General features: G+C 63.7%; 21 protein-coding genes. 7 read left to right on the forward strand and 14 right to left on the reverse strand.

The genetic code is table 11. The features are described from left to right. Window positions 1-53: 53 nt before the first annotated feature. Window positions 54-335 carry a hypothetical protein gene (locus tag ACR9YP_RS14010; protein WP_091879425.1) on the reverse strand — a complete coding sequence of 94 codons (282 nt, stop codon included), beginning with the start codon at window positions 333-335 and terminating at the stop codon, window positions 54-56. Between the two features lie 212 nt (window positions 336-547). Beyond that, window positions 548-871, reverse strand: a complete 324-nt coding sequence (locus ACR9YP_RS14015; RefSeq protein ID WP_091879422.1) for a hypothetical protein — start codon at window positions 869-871, stop codon at window positions 548-550. A 131-nt stretch (window positions 872-1,002) separates the two neighbouring features. On the opposite strand from ACR9YP_RS14015, the gene ACR9YP_RS14020 reads away from it, so the two are divergent. The 3 genes from ACR9YP_RS14020 to bfr all read left to right on the forward strand — a co-directional run bounded on the left by ACR9YP_RS14020 (window position 1,003) and on the right by bfr (window position 2,367). Next, entirely contained in the window at window positions 1,003-1,311 is a 309-nt protein-coding gene (locus ACR9YP_RS14020) for a hypothetical protein (RefSeq protein WP_438110598.1), read from the forward strand. Between the two features lie 161 nt (window positions 1,312-1,472). Beyond that, complete coding sequence (locus ACR9YP_RS14025) at window positions 1,473-1,745, forward strand: (2Fe-2S)-binding protein (RefSeq protein ID WP_370989253.1); 273 nt, start codon at window positions 1,473-1,475, stop codon at window positions 1,743-1,745. Between the two features lie 133 nt (window positions 1,746-1,878). After that, entirely contained in the window at window positions 1,879-2,367 is a 489-nt protein-coding gene (gene bfr, locus ACR9YP_RS14030; protein ID WP_091879416.1) for a bacterioferritin, read from the forward strand. 127 nt (window positions 2,368-2,494) lie between these two features. On the opposite strand, the gene ACR9YP_RS14035 is transcribed toward bfr, so the two are convergent. The 3 genes from ACR9YP_RS14035 to ACR9YP_RS14045 form a co-directional block, all read right to left on the reverse strand. Beyond that, complete coding sequence (locus tag ACR9YP_RS14035) at window positions 2,495-3,097, reverse strand: MSMEG_1061 family FMN-dependent PPOX-type flavoprotein (protein ID WP_370989254.1); 603 nt, start codon at window positions 3,095-3,097, stop codon at window positions 2,495-2,497. A 72-nt stretch (window positions 3,098-3,169) separates the two neighbouring features. After that, the gene (locus tag ACR9YP_RS14040) at window positions 3,170-3,514 is read right to left on the reverse strand and encodes a hypothetical protein (protein WP_370989255.1); all 345 of its coding nucleotides are present in this window, start codon (window positions 3,512-3,514) and stop codon (window positions 3,170-3,172) included. Window positions 3,515-3,680: 166 nt separating this feature from the next. Beyond that, the gene (locus ACR9YP_RS14045) at window positions 3,681-4,742 is read right to left on the reverse strand and encodes an alpha/beta fold hydrolase (protein WP_474220171.1); all 1,062 of its coding nucleotides are present in this window, start codon (window positions 4,740-4,742) and stop codon (window positions 3,681-3,683) included. Between the two features lie 122 nt (window positions 4,743-4,864). Between ACR9YP_RS14045 and ACR9YP_RS14050 the strand changes: the two genes are divergently transcribed. Together ACR9YP_RS14050 and ACR9YP_RS14055 are read left to right on the forward strand one after the other, a co-directional pair. After that, on the forward strand, window positions 4,865-5,131 hold the full coding sequence (locus tag ACR9YP_RS14050) for a DUF2277 domain-containing protein (protein WP_091879404.1): 267 nt from the start codon (window positions 4,865-4,867) through the stop codon (window positions 5,129-5,131). 97 nt (window positions 5,132-5,228) lie between these two features. Beyond that, window positions 5,229-5,441, forward strand: coding sequence for a hypothetical protein (locus ACR9YP_RS14055; RefSeq protein ID WP_474220172.1), 213 nt, complete (start codon window positions 5,229-5,231; stop codon window positions 5,439-5,441). Between the two features lie 9 nt (window positions 5,442-5,450). Here the strand turns inward: ACR9YP_RS14055 and ACR9YP_RS14060 are convergent, their stop codons facing one another. From ACR9YP_RS14060 to ACR9YP_RS14070, 3 genes are all read right to left on the reverse strand, one after another. Beyond that, the gene (locus ACR9YP_RS14060; protein ID WP_474220173.1) at window positions 5,451-5,972 is read right to left on the reverse strand and encodes a collagen-like protein; all 522 of its coding nucleotides are present in this window, start codon (window positions 5,970-5,972) and stop codon (window positions 5,451-5,453) included. Window positions 5,973-6,080: 108 nt separating this feature from the next. Then, on the reverse strand, window positions 6,081-6,329 hold the full coding sequence (locus tag ACR9YP_RS14065) for a helix-turn-helix domain-containing protein (protein ID WP_438105908.1): 249 nt from the start codon (window positions 6,327-6,329) through the stop codon (window positions 6,081-6,083). A gap of 370 nt (window positions 6,330-6,699) precedes the next feature. Next, window positions 6,700-7,467, reverse strand: coding sequence for an SDR family NAD(P)-dependent oxidoreductase (locus tag ACR9YP_RS14070; protein WP_370989261.1), 768 nt, complete (start codon window positions 7,465-7,467; stop codon window positions 6,700-6,702). Window positions 7,468-7,578: 111 nt separating this feature from the next. Here ACR9YP_RS14070 and ACR9YP_RS14075 point away from each other — a divergent pair, with 111 nt between their 5' ends. Continuing rightward, on the forward strand, window positions 7,579-8,064 hold the full coding sequence (locus ACR9YP_RS14075; RefSeq protein WP_091879393.1) for a molecular chaperone DnaJ: 486 nt from the start codon (window positions 7,579-7,581) through the stop codon (window positions 8,062-8,064). Window positions 8,065-8,253: 189 nt separating this feature from the next. Here ACR9YP_RS14075 and ACR9YP_RS14080 read toward each other — a convergent pair whose 3' ends face one another. The 3 genes from ACR9YP_RS14080 to ACR9YP_RS14090 form a co-directional block, all read right to left on the reverse strand. Beyond that, a complete protein-coding gene (locus ACR9YP_RS14080; RefSeq protein WP_091879390.1) occupies window positions 8,254-8,505 on the reverse strand; it encodes a hypothetical protein in 252 nt (83 codons plus the stop codon). A gap of 241 nt (window positions 8,506-8,746) precedes the next feature. Continuing rightward, entirely contained in the window at window positions 8,747-9,007 is a 261-nt protein-coding gene (locus ACR9YP_RS14085; protein WP_091879387.1) for a hypothetical protein, read from the reverse strand. A gap of 156 nt (window positions 9,008-9,163) precedes the next feature. Continuing rightward, window positions 9,164-9,547, reverse strand: a complete 384-nt coding sequence (locus tag ACR9YP_RS14090) for a RidA family protein (RefSeq protein ID WP_128945795.1) — start codon at window positions 9,545-9,547, stop codon at window positions 9,164-9,166. 511 nt (window positions 9,548-10,058) lie between these two features. Here ACR9YP_RS14090 and ACR9YP_RS14095 point away from each other — a divergent pair. After that, a complete protein-coding gene (locus tag ACR9YP_RS14095; RefSeq protein ID WP_370989265.1) occupies window positions 10,059-10,493 on the forward strand; it encodes a hypothetical protein in 435 nt (144 codons plus the stop codon). Window positions 10,494-10,577: 84 nt separating this feature from the next. Here ACR9YP_RS14095 and ACR9YP_RS14100 read toward each other — a convergent pair whose 3' ends face one another. The 3 genes from ACR9YP_RS14100 to ACR9YP_RS14110 form a co-directional block, all read right to left on the reverse strand. After that, window positions 10,578-11,273, reverse strand: coding sequence for a glutathione S-transferase family protein (locus ACR9YP_RS14100; protein ID WP_438105911.1), 696 nt, complete (start codon window positions 11,271-11,273; stop codon window positions 10,578-10,580). Window positions 11,274-11,481: 208 nt separating this feature from the next. Beyond that, the gene (locus tag ACR9YP_RS14105; RefSeq protein ID WP_438103448.1) at window positions 11,482-12,771 is read right to left on the reverse strand and encodes an IS4 family transposase; all 1,290 of its coding nucleotides are present in this window, start codon (window positions 12,769-12,771) and stop codon (window positions 11,482-11,484) included. 250 nt (window positions 12,772-13,021) lie between these two features. Next, complete coding sequence (locus ACR9YP_RS14110; protein WP_438105913.1) at window positions 13,022-13,669, reverse strand: glutathione S-transferase family protein; 648 nt, start codon at window positions 13,667-13,669, stop codon at window positions 13,022-13,024. Window positions 13,670-14,054: the final 385 nt, after the last annotated feature.

The following is a 14,054-nucleotide window of genomic DNA, read 5'->3' on the forward strand; positions in this document are numbered from 1 at the left end:
GAGATGCTCGGCCGGGCTTCGATCGCGGCGCGGATGCGCGCGTAGCGATCAGATCAGTAGCAGACGCGAACCGGCCGGCTGACCCAGCCGTAGCCGTCCCAATACCGCTCACGACGCCAGTAGCAGGGCGCCGGCGGCGGGGGCTCGGCCACGTAAACGGGGCCGCCATAGGCGGGGCGGCTCGACGCGATGGCGCCGCCAACGATCGCGCCGCCGATCAGGCCGGCTGCGATGCCGGCGCCGACGCCGTCACCGGCTTTGGCGGGCGGAGTGGCGGTCACCAGCGAACCGGCGACCGTCGCAACCGTGAGGGCGGCAACTAAAGTCTTCTTCATGCTCAGGGCTCTCCTGGGAGATGGGCTCCCCTTGTTAGAGGTGCCCGGGTTTCAAAGGTTCACGCACACTCTGATGGAATTGGCCGTTGGGCTAGGAAGCGCGCAAATGGTCAATCCACGGTAAACGCACACGGAGCTGTGACGAGAAAAAGCGGTCTTTTTCAGGCCCAGAGATGAACGCCGCATCCGTAGTGAACCGGTTCAGGGGCGGCTCAGCCGCAGACTCTGACGCGGCGGACGCGCCAGGCGTAGCCGTCCCAGAAGCGCTGCTTCTGCCAGACGCAGCCGCCGCCGTAATAGTCGTCGGCAACATAGCCCGGGCCGGGGGCGTAGTAGCGGGGCGGATAGTAGCCGGGTTCGTAATAGCCAGGGCCCGGTCCGTAATAATACGGAGAAGCTAACGCGCCACCGACAATGGCGCCGCCGATGATCCCGGCCGCCACGCCTGCGGCGACGCCGCGCTGCGCATGGGCCGGTGTTCCGGCCGTCAGGGCCAGAGTGACGATGGCAGCAATTGCCAGGAGCGACTTCTTCATTGTTGACCTTTCACACAATCACGCGGGAACTCTTTGGAAGCAGAGTTCCATACTTCGCTTGAATGATCAATGAACGGCACCCTTGCCGGGTACGACAGATTGGTATGGACCGCAGCTCCACACAGGACACGATGATGGGCAACGCGATGATCAATGCATTGATTGCTGCCGGGATCGTTTTCGCGATCGGCTACGGCTGGATCACACACCTCCAGAACCGCGGTCGGCGCTCCCGCGCCGCGGCCGGCAGCGATGGAGGGAGTAGCGGCGGTGACAGCTATTCGGGGACGAGCGATGGCTTCTCGCTGGGAAGCTGGTTTTCCAGTGACGATTCGGGGAGCTCGACTGATGGCGGCAGCTGTTCCAGCAGCGATAGCGGCAGCAGCGGCGGGGATTGCGGTGGCGGCGGTGATGGCGGGGGAGGCGGTGGTGGCGACTAGGTCCGCTGCAATCTTGATCCAAAGCAACACCCTATTTTAGAGCCGTTCTAGGATGTTTGCGGGCCAGTTTGGAATAGCTTCAAATACCAGTTTTTCCTTTTGCATCCGGCCGGCCCCTTAAATATCGATGATGGTGCATCACCGAAGGGCCTGCCGCTTCCATGATCGTTTGTTCCTGTAACGTGCTAAGCGATGACGACATCCGCGCCGCCGTCGCCGAGTCCGACGACGCCGTGCGCCATGCCAAGCAAGTTTATGGATGCCTCGGTTGTAGCGCCGAATGCGGCCGCTGTGCCCGGACCATCAAGACCATCATCGAAGAAGCGCTTGGCCCCTGTGCCCAATCCTGCTGTGCCGGCTGTCCGCACAGCCACGCCGTGGCCGCCAACGACGAGACGGCCGAACCGGCCCAGTTCGCGCTCGCGGCCTGCTGAAAACTTCCTCAACGCTGGCTGAGCTTTCCCCCGGCTGCGTCCCCCCAGCCGGTTGCCGTCGTCCGCAAATTCATTTAGAAGCATTCTAAATTCGGTTTGGGGCCGATTTTGATTGCAAGAGCTGGAGTGAACCATGCAGGCCGACCCAAAAGTCATCGACTATCTCAACAAGGCGCTGCGTCACGAGCTGACTGCGATCAACCAGTACTGGCTGCACTACCGTTTCCTCGATAACTGGGGCCTCCTGGACATGGCCAAGGTCTGGCGCAAGGAGTCCATTGAGGAGATGGAGCACGCCGACAAGCTCACCGCGCGCATCCTGTTCCTCGATGGCTTCCCGAACATGCAGGTGCTCGATCCCCTGCGCATCGGCCAGAACGTCAAAGAGATCATCGAATGCGACCTCGCCGCCGAGATGAGCGCGCGGGCGCTCTACCAGGAAGCGGCGACCTACTGCCACGGCGCCAAGGACTACGTCACGCGTGACTTGTTCGAGAAGCTGATGAGCGACGAGGAGCATCACATCGACTTCCTCGAAACCCAGCTCGACCTGATCGGCCGTATCGGCCTCGAGCTCTACACCCAGAAGCACGTCGGCGGTCTCGAAGGCGAGGGGCACTAAGCTCCGGCCCTCCCTCCATTCGTCATGGCCGGGCTTGACCCGGCCATCCACGTGCTACCGCACGACGAAGAGGTGGATGCCCGGGACAAGCCCGGGCATGACGGTCGTTTGCGGAACCACGATCCAACTACAACTGCGTCTTGTAAAGTTCTTCCACGCTCTCCTGACTCTGCGGTTCACCCAAGCCCGTCTGGTCGTGAATGACCTCGATGATGCTCGGCATCACCGAGCGCTGCACCTTCTCGGACGACCATAGCTTCGAGCGCATCAGCGCCTTGCCGCAGTGGAAATAGACCTCGCTGACGGTGACGTTCAGTACCGCGCGAGGCGGCTTGCCGAATTCCACCATCGCGGCGAGCAGATCCGGATCGGCCGACAGCGTGCCGCGTCCGCCGACGCGCAGCGTCTCGTCGATCCCTGGCACGAAGAACAGCAGATGCACGAAGCCAGAGCCTTCGACGACGTTGCGAAAACTGTCGATCCGGTTGTTGCCGGAGCGGTCGGGCATCAACAGCTGGTTGGGACCGGCGACGTGGACGAAGCCGATGCCGCCGCCGCGCGGCGATGCGTCGACGCTGCCGTCCGCTCCCGATGTCGCGAGCACGCAGAACGGCGACATCTCGATGAATTTCTTCGCATGGGCATCGATCGCCGGACGCGCTTTCGCAATGACGCGCGGCGACGGTTTGGCATAGATGGTGGCGAGGTCTTCGGCGCTAAGATCGGTCAACGGCCTGCCTCCGCTTTCGGCTTGGCCTCAAGCTAACCGATCGGGCGCCTGCAGCCAACGAAATCCAGCGCGCTACACCGCATCGGCCGGCACGAAGCAGCTGATGATGATAGCGCCGCGGTGGTGGACGTACCACACCACGGCCTGACCGACCGGATTGCCGCGGTCGCGGATGATGGCGCGCTCGGGCACCTCCATCCATTGTCCTTCGATCGGCACCCAATAGGCGCCGCCGCGTACGTCGTATTCGGTGCGATGGCCATCGGAAATGTCGCAGCAGGGCACGCCGTTCGGCGCGATCACGCTCTTGAACCAGTCGCGGATGTCGGGCGGGACGTGGTCATATTGCCCGTTGTCGAACGCGAGCGCGGCGCTCGTCAGCGCGGCCAGCCAAACGCACAGTGCGAGCCTGTGCATGCGATCCTCCTCATCGCGTGTCGTACCGAAGGCGCGCGATTGTCCCGCGCATCGATTCGTTTCGTTGGCGCGATTAAGCCCGAGCCGTCAGCGCAATGCATGCTCAAATAATATGCGGCGGCGAGCGCTGCATATGATGCGTTGCGAGATGGCGCGCGTGGTGCTCCTACATGGTCCGCTGCGGCGCGGTCTTCAGCAATTGCCGAATCTGCTCGCTGTAGAATTTCGCATTGCCGGTGGTGCCGTGGCCGCGCGTCTCGGCGCTTGCGGGGATCAGGAAGAGGCGGCCGTTCTTGACCCGCTTCATTGCAGCGTCCGTGATGCCGGTCTCGGGCGGATTGCGCTCGTCATCGGCGGAATTGATCAGCAACAGCGACGCTTCGATTTGCTCCAGCTTCTCGCCGGCATTGTAGTCGTGCGAGGATTCCCACTGATAGACGAAGTCATTGGCATCGGCCGTGATCGGCGTCGCGAGCCGACCGTCGACGATCTTGTCGGCCTTCGCTGCCGTCGGCGCCTGCGATTGATAGGCCAGCGTGCCGCCGATGCTGGCGATGCCATAGGCCGTGATGGCGTATTTCATCATGCGCGGCTGGCTGGTGTAATTGCCGCCATTGTAGTCGGGATCGTTGCGGATGGTGTCGAGCATAATCCGCCGCAGCATCCAGTTGCGCGAGGCCATCTCGGTCGGCTGCGAGGCCATCGGGATCAGCGCGTCCATCGCGCTCGGATATTTCTCGCCCCACAGCCAAGTGTGCATGCCGCCCATCGAATTGCCGATGACGAGCCGCAGATGCTTGACGCCGAGGCCTTCGGTCACCAGGCGATATTGCGCTTCGACCATGTCGTCGTAGTCGTATTTCGGGAAGCTCGTCTTCATCCCGTCGGACGGTTTTGACGATTTTCCATGGCCAATGCTGTCGGGAATGATGATGTAATATTTGGAGGCGTCGAGTGGTTGCCCGGCGCCGAACAACTCGCCGGCAAAAGCAGGCGATAGCATGCTCGCGCCCGAGCCGCCTGTTCCGTGCAGCACCAGCACAGCTTGGCCGCTCGGCTCGCCGACGGTGGTGTAGTGCAGCCGCAGTTCCGGCATGGTCTCGCCGGTGTGGAACTTGAAATCCTTGGCGATCCAGTCGCCCTGCTTCGGCGTCGGATAGTCGGCTGCCCATATCGACGTCGAGATGGATAGCAGAACGGCCGACAAGGCTGCGCAAGAAGCTCTCATGATCCTCTCCCCGAGCGGCTCGTATTCGGCGGCCGCGTTGCCGCGGAACCTAACAGAAGTGCGGGGAAGGATGTAGGATTTCGTCGCCGCCGATCGTCCTTGGACATATCCGGAGAGACTGCATGTGCCGTAACATCAAGACGCTGTTCAACTTCGAACCACCGGCGACGGAGGACGAGATCCACGCCAGCGCGCTCCAGTTCGTGCGGAAGCTGTCCGGCTTCAACAAGCCGTCGCAGGCCAATGAGGAGGTGTTCGAGCGTGCAGTGGCGGAAGTGTCGGAGGCCGCGCGGCGGCTGTTGAGCTCGCTGCACACCCATGCGCCGGCGCGCGACCGCGAGGTCGAGGCGGAAAAGGCCAAGGAGCGCTCGCGGCTGAGGTTTGGTTAGCGATCCCAGAGAGCCCATTCCGTGATTTGGCTCACGGAAGAGCGCTACTTACTGCGCGATGATGTCCGCCGGGGTTTCGACAACCCGGAGCATGATCATGAGCCGCCCCCTTCTTCCCTTGAAAGCAGGTGCCGTCACCCTCACGGTGCTGTGGACCGCCTGGATGATGTGGTGGAGCGGCTCCTTCTCGAGCGTGAACACGATCATCCTCGCCCTGTGCGGCGCCGCGGTCGGCTATCTCTGGTATCGGGCCATGCGTTGGCAGTTCGAGCGCATGGGCATGCTCCCGCGACGCGAAAACGGGGAATAGGCTCGTCTGCTAGCCCTTGTTGCCGCGCTTCTTCTTTTTCTTCTTCTTCCCGCGAGTGTCGCCTTCGCCTTCGTCGCTCCCATCATCGGCGATCGGCTCGTCAGTCTCCTGCACGGCGGCCTCCAGCGCCTCGCGCTCGGCGGCTTCACGCTCGCGCTGGCGGCGCCGTTCGTCCCACGCGTCGAACAGCTGCTCGAGCCACGGCAGCACCTGTTCGATCGACGGCAATTGACCGGGTGGCCCGGCCTCGCCGCGCGGGCCTTGCGGCCCTGCGGGCCCCTGCGGTCCGACAGGCCCCTGCGCGCCCGCCGGTCCGCGCGGACCGGCTTCGCCCTGCTTGCCTTGCGGACCGGGCTTGCCTGGCGGTCCGGCCTTTCCGATCGGCCCCGGCTTGCCTTGCGGACCCGGCTTGCCGCGCGCGCCGTCGGGGCCGCGCCGGCCCGGATGACCCTGCGGTCCCGGCCGTCCCGGCTCGCCCTGCCGCCCGCGCGGTCCCTGAAGTCCCTGCCGTCGTCCCTGATCGTCTGCCACGCCACTGCTCCCCTTTCACGGAAGCAAGCTACTTAGCGGCGTTTGACGACAGCAGCAATTCCGCCCGCGTATCGCACGGGATCGGGCAACATCGATCGGCACCGCGCGCTAATCCTGATAGGCGGGCACTTCGATTCCGGAGGCGGCATAGAGCCGGATCTTGTTGCGCAGCGTGCGCACCGACAGGCCGAGCACGCGCGAGGCGCGCGTGCGGTTGCCGTCGCAGCGCGCCAGCGTCTGAAGCACGAGCTCGCGCTCGACCTCGTCGACGGTGGCGCCGATCAGCATCGGAACGATCTGGTTCGGTGCAAGGAATTGCGCGCCCGGTTCGGACGCAGCGACATGAACAGTGGTCATCAATACACTCCCCGATCAACGCCCGCTTCCACCGTTGGAAGCGGATCGAGAACAAACGACCCCCAAGCCGTGAATCTACGGTGGTCCGGTTTGGTTAATGAAAAGTTAACCGCGGGCGATCGCACCAATTGACCTCAGGAATGCCGCGAAGCCGCCGCGATTGGTGCGGGATGCATGGTGATGCGGGCCTATCTTGCGCGACGCAGCTGTCATGCCCCGCGCTGCCACATCCTCCGCTGTCATGCCCCGCGGAGGCGGGGCATCCAGTACGCCGCGGCCCTTCCGTATCCCACAACGGCCTCTGGGATACTGGATCGTCCGCCTGCGCGGACGATGACACTGAGCCAGTGGTAAGAGCTTCCGCGCCCGCTCACACCGTCCGGTATCCGCCGTCCACCATCACGATCGTCCCGGTGACATAGGCCGACAGATCCGAGGCCAGGAAGATCGCGGGTCCGACGATGTCCTCGGGCTTGCCGGTGCGCGCCAGCGGAGTGTGATCGACGAAGGCCTGCACCAGCGCCGGATTGGTCGCGCGCACATGGGCGTTGATGTTGGTCTCGATGAAGCCGGGCCCGATCGCGTTGACGCGCACGCCTTCCTTGCCGAGCTCGACCGCGAGCGCCTTGGTGAAGCCGAGCACGCCGTGCTTCGAGGTCGTATAGGCCGCCGAGCTCGGCGTGCGCAGATGCACGAAGGACTGGATCGAGCCGATATTGACGATGCGGCCCTTGCTCGCGCGGAGGGGCGCGAGGAACGCCTGCGTCATGTTGAAGACGCCGTTGAGATTGAGCGAGATGATGTCGTTCCAGTCCTTCGCCACCGTCTCGGTCTCGGCGGTGAAAGCGTTGCGGCGGGTGATGCCGGCATTGTTGACGAGGATCGAGACCTGCCCGACCTTGTCGGCAACTTGCTTTGCCAGCGCGAAGCAATCGTCACGCCTGGTCACGTCCAGCGCAAAGCTCTCGGCCTTGCCGCCGGCTTTGCGGATCTCCTGGGCGGCCTCCGCCACCGTGTCGGCATTGACGTCGAGCAGCACCACTTGCGCGCCTTCCCGCGCATAGCCGGCCGCGATCGCCCGGCCGATGCCGGAACCGGCGCCGGTGACGACGGCGATGTGGTTTGCAAGCAATGCCATGACAGTTTCCTCCCGATTTCGTTTCGAAGTTTCACGAAAAGCTAACTCGAAATTAAGGGGTCGGAAACGGCGGCCTTGGCATACTGATCTTCATTGCTAAACGTTGCGCGCATGATGGAACGGCTTGAATCCTGGAAACTCGCACTCGAACGCCTGCGGTCGGCGCAGTCGGCCGATTGGGCCGAGGCCGGCCGGCTCGTGGCCGAGATCGCGCGGATGAGCAGCGACGTCACGCTGCGCCAGGCGGCGGAGCAGGCGCTTCCGGTCTTGCGCCAGGCCGTCGACAATGATGATCACAGCGTCACGCTGGCAGCCCAGCGCCGCATCAGTGTGGTGCTCGAGGTCATTCATGATCTGACCGCGCCGCGCTTCGGTCGCCGCAATGCCATGCCGAAGAAGTTGTCGAGCGAGGATCGCGCCCGCAAGGTGCTCGGCCTGCCGCTCGCCGTGCAGCTCACGTGCGAGGATATCAATCAGGCCTATCGCCGCGCCGCCAAGGGCATGCATCCCGACCATGGCGGCAGCGCGCAAGCCTTCATCGACCTCGCCGCCGCGCGCGACATCCTGATCCATCCCGGCGCGCACAAGGACGCGTGAGAGCGCCTGGCGATATCTCGTAGGGTAGGCAAAGGCGCAAAGCGCCGTGCCCACCATTTTCTTCACGGATGGAATTGGTGGGCACGCTTCCGCTTTGCCCACCCTACGATTTCTGCTCACGCAGCTCGAAAAAAAGCGCGGGCAAAGACGCGAGGTCCTTGCCCGGCTTTTTGTCCGCCGATCGAATTGTCACCAGGTGCAGTGGCCGTTCATGAGCGCCTGATCCTTCAACATCAGCGCATCGCCGAAGGTTGGCACGGTCGCGCTGACGCGGGAGTAGTCGGACGGCCACGGCGTGGTCGGGATGCTCTCGTCCCAGATCTGGCAGAAGCCGGTGTCCTGCCAACGGATCAGGTGATAGCTGGCTTCGGCTGGGCTCGCAGCGACGAACGCGGTGACGGCAAGACCGACGGCAGCGCAGAGCACGGAAATACGACGCATGATCAGCTCCTCAAAATGAAAGATGGGATGCGCCTCCCGACAATGATGGGAGGGCCGGTGCGGGACGCTTTTGGGCCTGCGCCCCGGACAAGATGTGAGTAGTTCCGCCGGCCGGTCAGGTTCAAAGCGGGCGCGCGGGAAAATGCGCGATTTTTGGCCGGAAAACGCCAAGGCCGCTGCAAAAGGAAAAGGGCGGATCGCTCGCGCGACCCGCCCTTCAAATTCGATCCGTTGCGTCAGTTCAGAGCGTGCAACGGCGGTCCGACCGCATCTTGATCTGGAGGTCCGACGCTTCCTGGAAAGTCGGGAGCGGCTTGCTGACGACCTTGTAGGTCGACACCCCCCACTGGAACGGCTTGTATTGCAGGTCCTCGTTCCAGACCTGACAGATGCCGGTGTTGTCCCAGCGGATCACGTAATAGCCGACCTTCGCCGAGGCGGGCACGGCGAACACGGACGAAGCGATGCCGGCAACGGCACAGAGCGCAAGTGCGCGACGCATGAAGTATCTCCTTGTGGGGGAAGTGGGATCCGAAAATTCGTGCGGGAAAAGCAGGGCCTTTGCAAGCCGGGGAGCGGCCGTTCACGGACATGTCAGTTGCTGCCGCGCATTTGGTTTGGCCGCGTGCCCGACAAGTCACACGTGCTTAAGCGTTGCTCACTTCGAAAGCGACGCCACCGCCTCGATCTCGATCAGCATCTTCGGATCGGGCAGCGCGTGCACCACGCAAGTTGTGCGCGCGGGGTAGGGCGGCGGGCCGAAGGCGCCGGCATAGAGCGCGTTCATGGCGGCCACGTCCGAGGCGCGGGTCAGGAGCACGTTGACCTTGACGAGGTCGTGCATGCTCGCGCCGGCATCGACCAGCACCCGCTTGATGTTGACGACGACGTTGGCGAACTGCGCCTCGAACCCGTCGGGCAGCGCGCCATTGGCGTCGAAGCCGGGAATGCCGGAGACGAACAGGAGATCGCCAACGCGGGTGGCAAACGACAGCGGCGGCGCCTTGACATGCGGCGGGGGCGCGAAATGCTGGATCGGCATGGCATCACCTCGGGGATGGTCGATAGACGCATGAGCGTAGCGGCAGGCCGGGGCCGCTCAAAACAAAAAATGCAAAAACAACCCCATGCACAGTAGAAAAGACCAAGCTTATCAGCGCCTTCGGTAAATGCGAAATAAAGATTGACCCGTCGGGCAAAACACCGGCAGAATTGCATGATGGCGAGATTGCCTTTCTGGACCAGACCGCGCCGTCATGCCCCGGCTCGACCGGGGCATCCAGTACGCCGCGGCTTCTCCGTAGATAACAGCTGTCTCTGGAATACTGGATCGCCCGGTCGAAGTGTTCAGCCCGGGGACATGACCGACGGGTGTTCGGGGACATAGCCGGGCGATGACAGTTGAATGCGTTGCCGCATTTCACGCCTCACGCCTCGTGCCTCACTCCTCACTTCTCACACACCGCGCCATCATGTTGCCGCCGCGATCGATCGGATAGATTTGTCGCATCTGATTCGAATCCTGCCTTGAAAAATAGCCCCCGGAGATCCCCATGAAGCTCGCATCCACCTTCCGCGCCGCGCTGGTTGCCATCGTCGCCCTGGCCGGCCTCTCGACGGCGGCCCGGGCCGACAGCGGCTTCGTGACGCTGACGATCTACAAGGCGGGCTGGATCATCGGCGGCTCCGGCGGGAGCGGCGTGCTCAATTTCCGCGGCCGCACCTATGGGCTCTCCACCGGCGGCCTCGACTACGGCCTCGTGTTCGGCGGCTCGAAAACCGTGCTGCGCGGCCGCGTCTCCAACATCAACCGCCCCTCGGATGTTGCCGGCGTCTATGGCGCCGCCGGTGCCGGCCTTGCCGTCGGCGCCGGCGCCCGCGCCATCGTGCTGACCAACCAGAAGGGCGCGGTGCTGGAATTGACCGGCCGGCAGGTCGGGTTGATGGCCAATGCGGACCTCAGCGGGCTTGCGATCACGATGCGGTAGGGGGCGCGTCAATCTGTAGCCCGCATGAGCGACAGCGACATGCGGGTCGGCTCTCGGCCCCGGATGTCGCTTCGCTCATCCGGGCTACGCTGCCGTCACCGCCGCATGAATCCGCTCGCAATGCGCGACGAGGTTTGCGTGCGCATCGACGAAGGCCTTCAGCGGTGTCGGGATCGGAAAATAGTGGATGTTGGCGATGAAGCCGTAGATGCCGGCATCGATGCTGGTGGGCGCCGCGCCATGCACGTAGCCGGCAGCCGGCACGATCTCGGCCAGCACCTTGAGATCGGCAAGCCCTCGCGCATAAGCCTGCTCGGGCGTGTAGCGGCCGATGCCCTGGTAATGATAGCGCTGCGCGTTGTAGGCCTTGGCCTTGTCGAAGCCGGCCGCGTCGATCTGCGGATGCTGCGCGATGAAGGCATCGCGGAATGCCGGATAGAAGCGCTCGTCCTTCCAGCGCGAATACGACATCACCCAGTAGAGATCGTCCAGCATGCGCGTGACGAGATGATTGGTGCGCCGCTGTTCCGGTGCGAGCAAGGCATCGATGGTGAGGAGATATTTTGCGATCGCATGCGCGATGATCGTCTCGCTGTCGCCGACGGTCTCGCCGTCGTCGACGATGTAAGGCAGCTGCCCGCGCGGCGCGGCGGAGGCATCGAAGACGTGCTCGTGCACGAACGGCACGCCCGCGAGCTTGAAGAAGGCATAGACCTTGAGGCCGTAGCCGTTGTTGTCGGCGACGCCGAACAGCTCTGGGTAGGAATAGAGGTTCAGCATGGGCGGCGGCTCCTCTGGGTTGGCGGAGCCTAGAATGCAAGTGCGCCGAGATGGACGCAATGGCCCGCGGAAGTCGTCACATCCACGGTGTCGTCCCGGCGCAGGCCGGGACCCATACCGCGTGATCTATGTGTTGTGGGCGGGCGTAGTACCGAACGACGAGTCTTCGCCAAACCTCTCTCTGGGAGTATGGGTCCCGGCCTTCGCCCTAGGGCATGCACATATCTCTGAGGCTCCATCCTGCTGCGACGGCGTGGAAGTATTCGAGGCCGTTCTTGAAGGTGATCGGGCCCGGCGGCTTGGACGATGGGTAGCCGTCCCAGCCGCCGAGGCGACCAATGATCCAGGCGGCCCAAGCGAGGCTATCGGGCGGATGTGGGTTCTTTAATCGCTTGCTCCCGGCTTCGAGTTGACGGTTGAGGGCGGTGAGCACGTTAATTTGGCCGTTGTCGAAGGCAGCGAGAATGGGTTGGCGACTGCCATTGCGGGCCTGCAGAAGTTGGATTGTGATGACGGCCGCCTTAGCGGCAATCGCGACCAGCTTGAGAAGGCGATCGGCGGTTCCGATCTGGCTGTCTTCGAGCTTGAAGCCTTGTGTCTTCAGGATGCGGAAGAACTGCTCGATGATCCAGCGTTGCTTGTACCATTGGACGATGCGCCAGGCGTCCTCGATGCCGGTAACCTCGTGAGAGGTGAGAAGCCGCCAGTGCAGCGGCTCTACCCCGGTTTCGGCATTGATCTCGCGCACATCGACCACCGCCAATGGCAAGCTTTCCGGCAGATGGCGCAGGAACTTACTCTGTGGGCGGGCGAGCTCGATTGCGCCAAAGCGAAGTTCGAGGTGAGCCAGGCGGGCGGGCCGCGCGGCGCGCGCAGGCAATTGGATCGCACGCCGATCCACCGCGGCCATGGCATCGCTGACCTCATACAAGCCGCTGCGGTCGGCAAGCTTGCGATCATGCATGCTGCGCGCGATGACGTGGAAGTGTTGCTCGGCCGAGCTGGCATAAAGGGCAAAAATATCGCTCTCGCGGTCACCCAGCACCGTCACCGCTGTGGCCTTGGTGAGGAGCGGCTTGGCCGCCATGGCAGTGGATATCCAGCGCTGCGATTCCTTGTCCGATAACTCCCGATCGTCGTGCGAGGTCGTGCGGCGACCTGTGCGCGTCCATATCTGCCCGCTCAAAAGTCCAAGACAGTTGCCGTCATCGGCATCCACAGCCAGCAGCGGATGCAGCAGCACGCCGTGGTTATTGCCTTTGCCGATTTCTCCGAGCCCGCGCCGGCGTTGCGGTGTGGTGTTGAAGTGGATCTCGCTGGTGTCCTGGATGGCCAGCACGTGGCGGCCCTCTACCGCAGCGACCGTGCTTTCGCTCCAGCTTTCGATGATCCGCTCCACCGTCACCTTGTCATGGCCAAGAAAGCGGTTGAACCGCACTTCCAGCGCGCGGTTCCCCCTGGAGAGCTGCCGAAGGCAGACAGTTTTGCCCACAACCATGCGTTCGACGAACGCCGCCCCCCTTTATCGAGACGACGATCCCCGAACCGGCCCAGCGTCCAGTCAATCCGTGACAACATCGCGGCACCCCGTCCAAATCATGGAGTGCCGCAATACGAATCACACAGAACTCTGATTCTGGAATCCTCCCAGGCCGATCCGAGTCAATCCGCCGCACCAGATATGTGCATGCCCTAGGGCCTGCGCCGGGACGACGACTGAGTGTGCGGCACCATTCCGAACCTTGCCCCTACGAACGCGATGCGGCGTTGAACACCGCCAGCTGCGCCTCGAACGCCCGCCTGAAAGCCGGCCGCGCCTCGCCGCGAGCGACATAGGCGGCGATCTCAGGATATTCACCCAGCAGGCCCGATGTGTTCAACCTGCGCAGCACCGTCACCATCAGGAGATCGCCGGCGCTGAAGGCGCCGTCGAGCCAGTCGGCATCGCCGAGGTGGCGGGACAGTTCGCCGAGCCTGATACGGACGCGATCTTGAAGCATGGGCAGGCGCTCCGCGTACCAGCTCCTGTCGCGCTCGAACAGCATCGCCATGGCGAGCTCGATGATCGGCGGCTCCAGCGTGCTGAGTGCGGCAAACATCCACGCGATCGCGCGGCTTCTCGCATTCGCCTCGACTGGCAGAAGCCCGTCATGACGCTCGGCGATATGGAGCACGATCGCGCCGGACTCGAACAGGGCGAGATCGCCGTCTTCATAGGTCGGAATCTGCCCGAACGGATGCAGTGCACGATGCGCCGGCTGCTTCATCGCCTCGAACGAGAGGAGGCGGACGTCGTAGGGCTGGCCGACTTCCTCCAGCGCCCAACGGACCCGCATGTCGCGCGCCTGTCCTCGGCCACGGTCGGGGGAGTTTTCGAAGGCGGTGATGGTGGGCATCGGGGGCTCCGGGCGTGATGTATCCAGAGGACGAACGGGTGGGGCGGATTCCGACAGGGTACTTCATAGAACCTGTAGCCCGCATGAGCGAAGCGACATGCGGGTCAACCGCCGACCCCGGATATCGCTTCGCTCATCCGGGCTACGAGTTGCCAGCCAATCAACCGGCGTCGTCCTGGCGAAGGCCAGGACCCATACCGCGGAATCTATCGGGTGCGCACGATCGCAGTACCGGACCGCGAGTCTTCGCCAAACTTTTCCCTGGGGTAATGGGTCCTGGCTTTCGCCAGGACGACGAGTGGGCGTGTGGGGTGAGCTGCCCGCCTCGCAAGCGGTCTCGTAGGGTGGGCAAAGGCGCGTTCCTCGCGCGCCGTGCCCACCGCTC

It is taken from the genome of Bradyrhizobium sp. BR14999 (assembly GCF_056106085.1).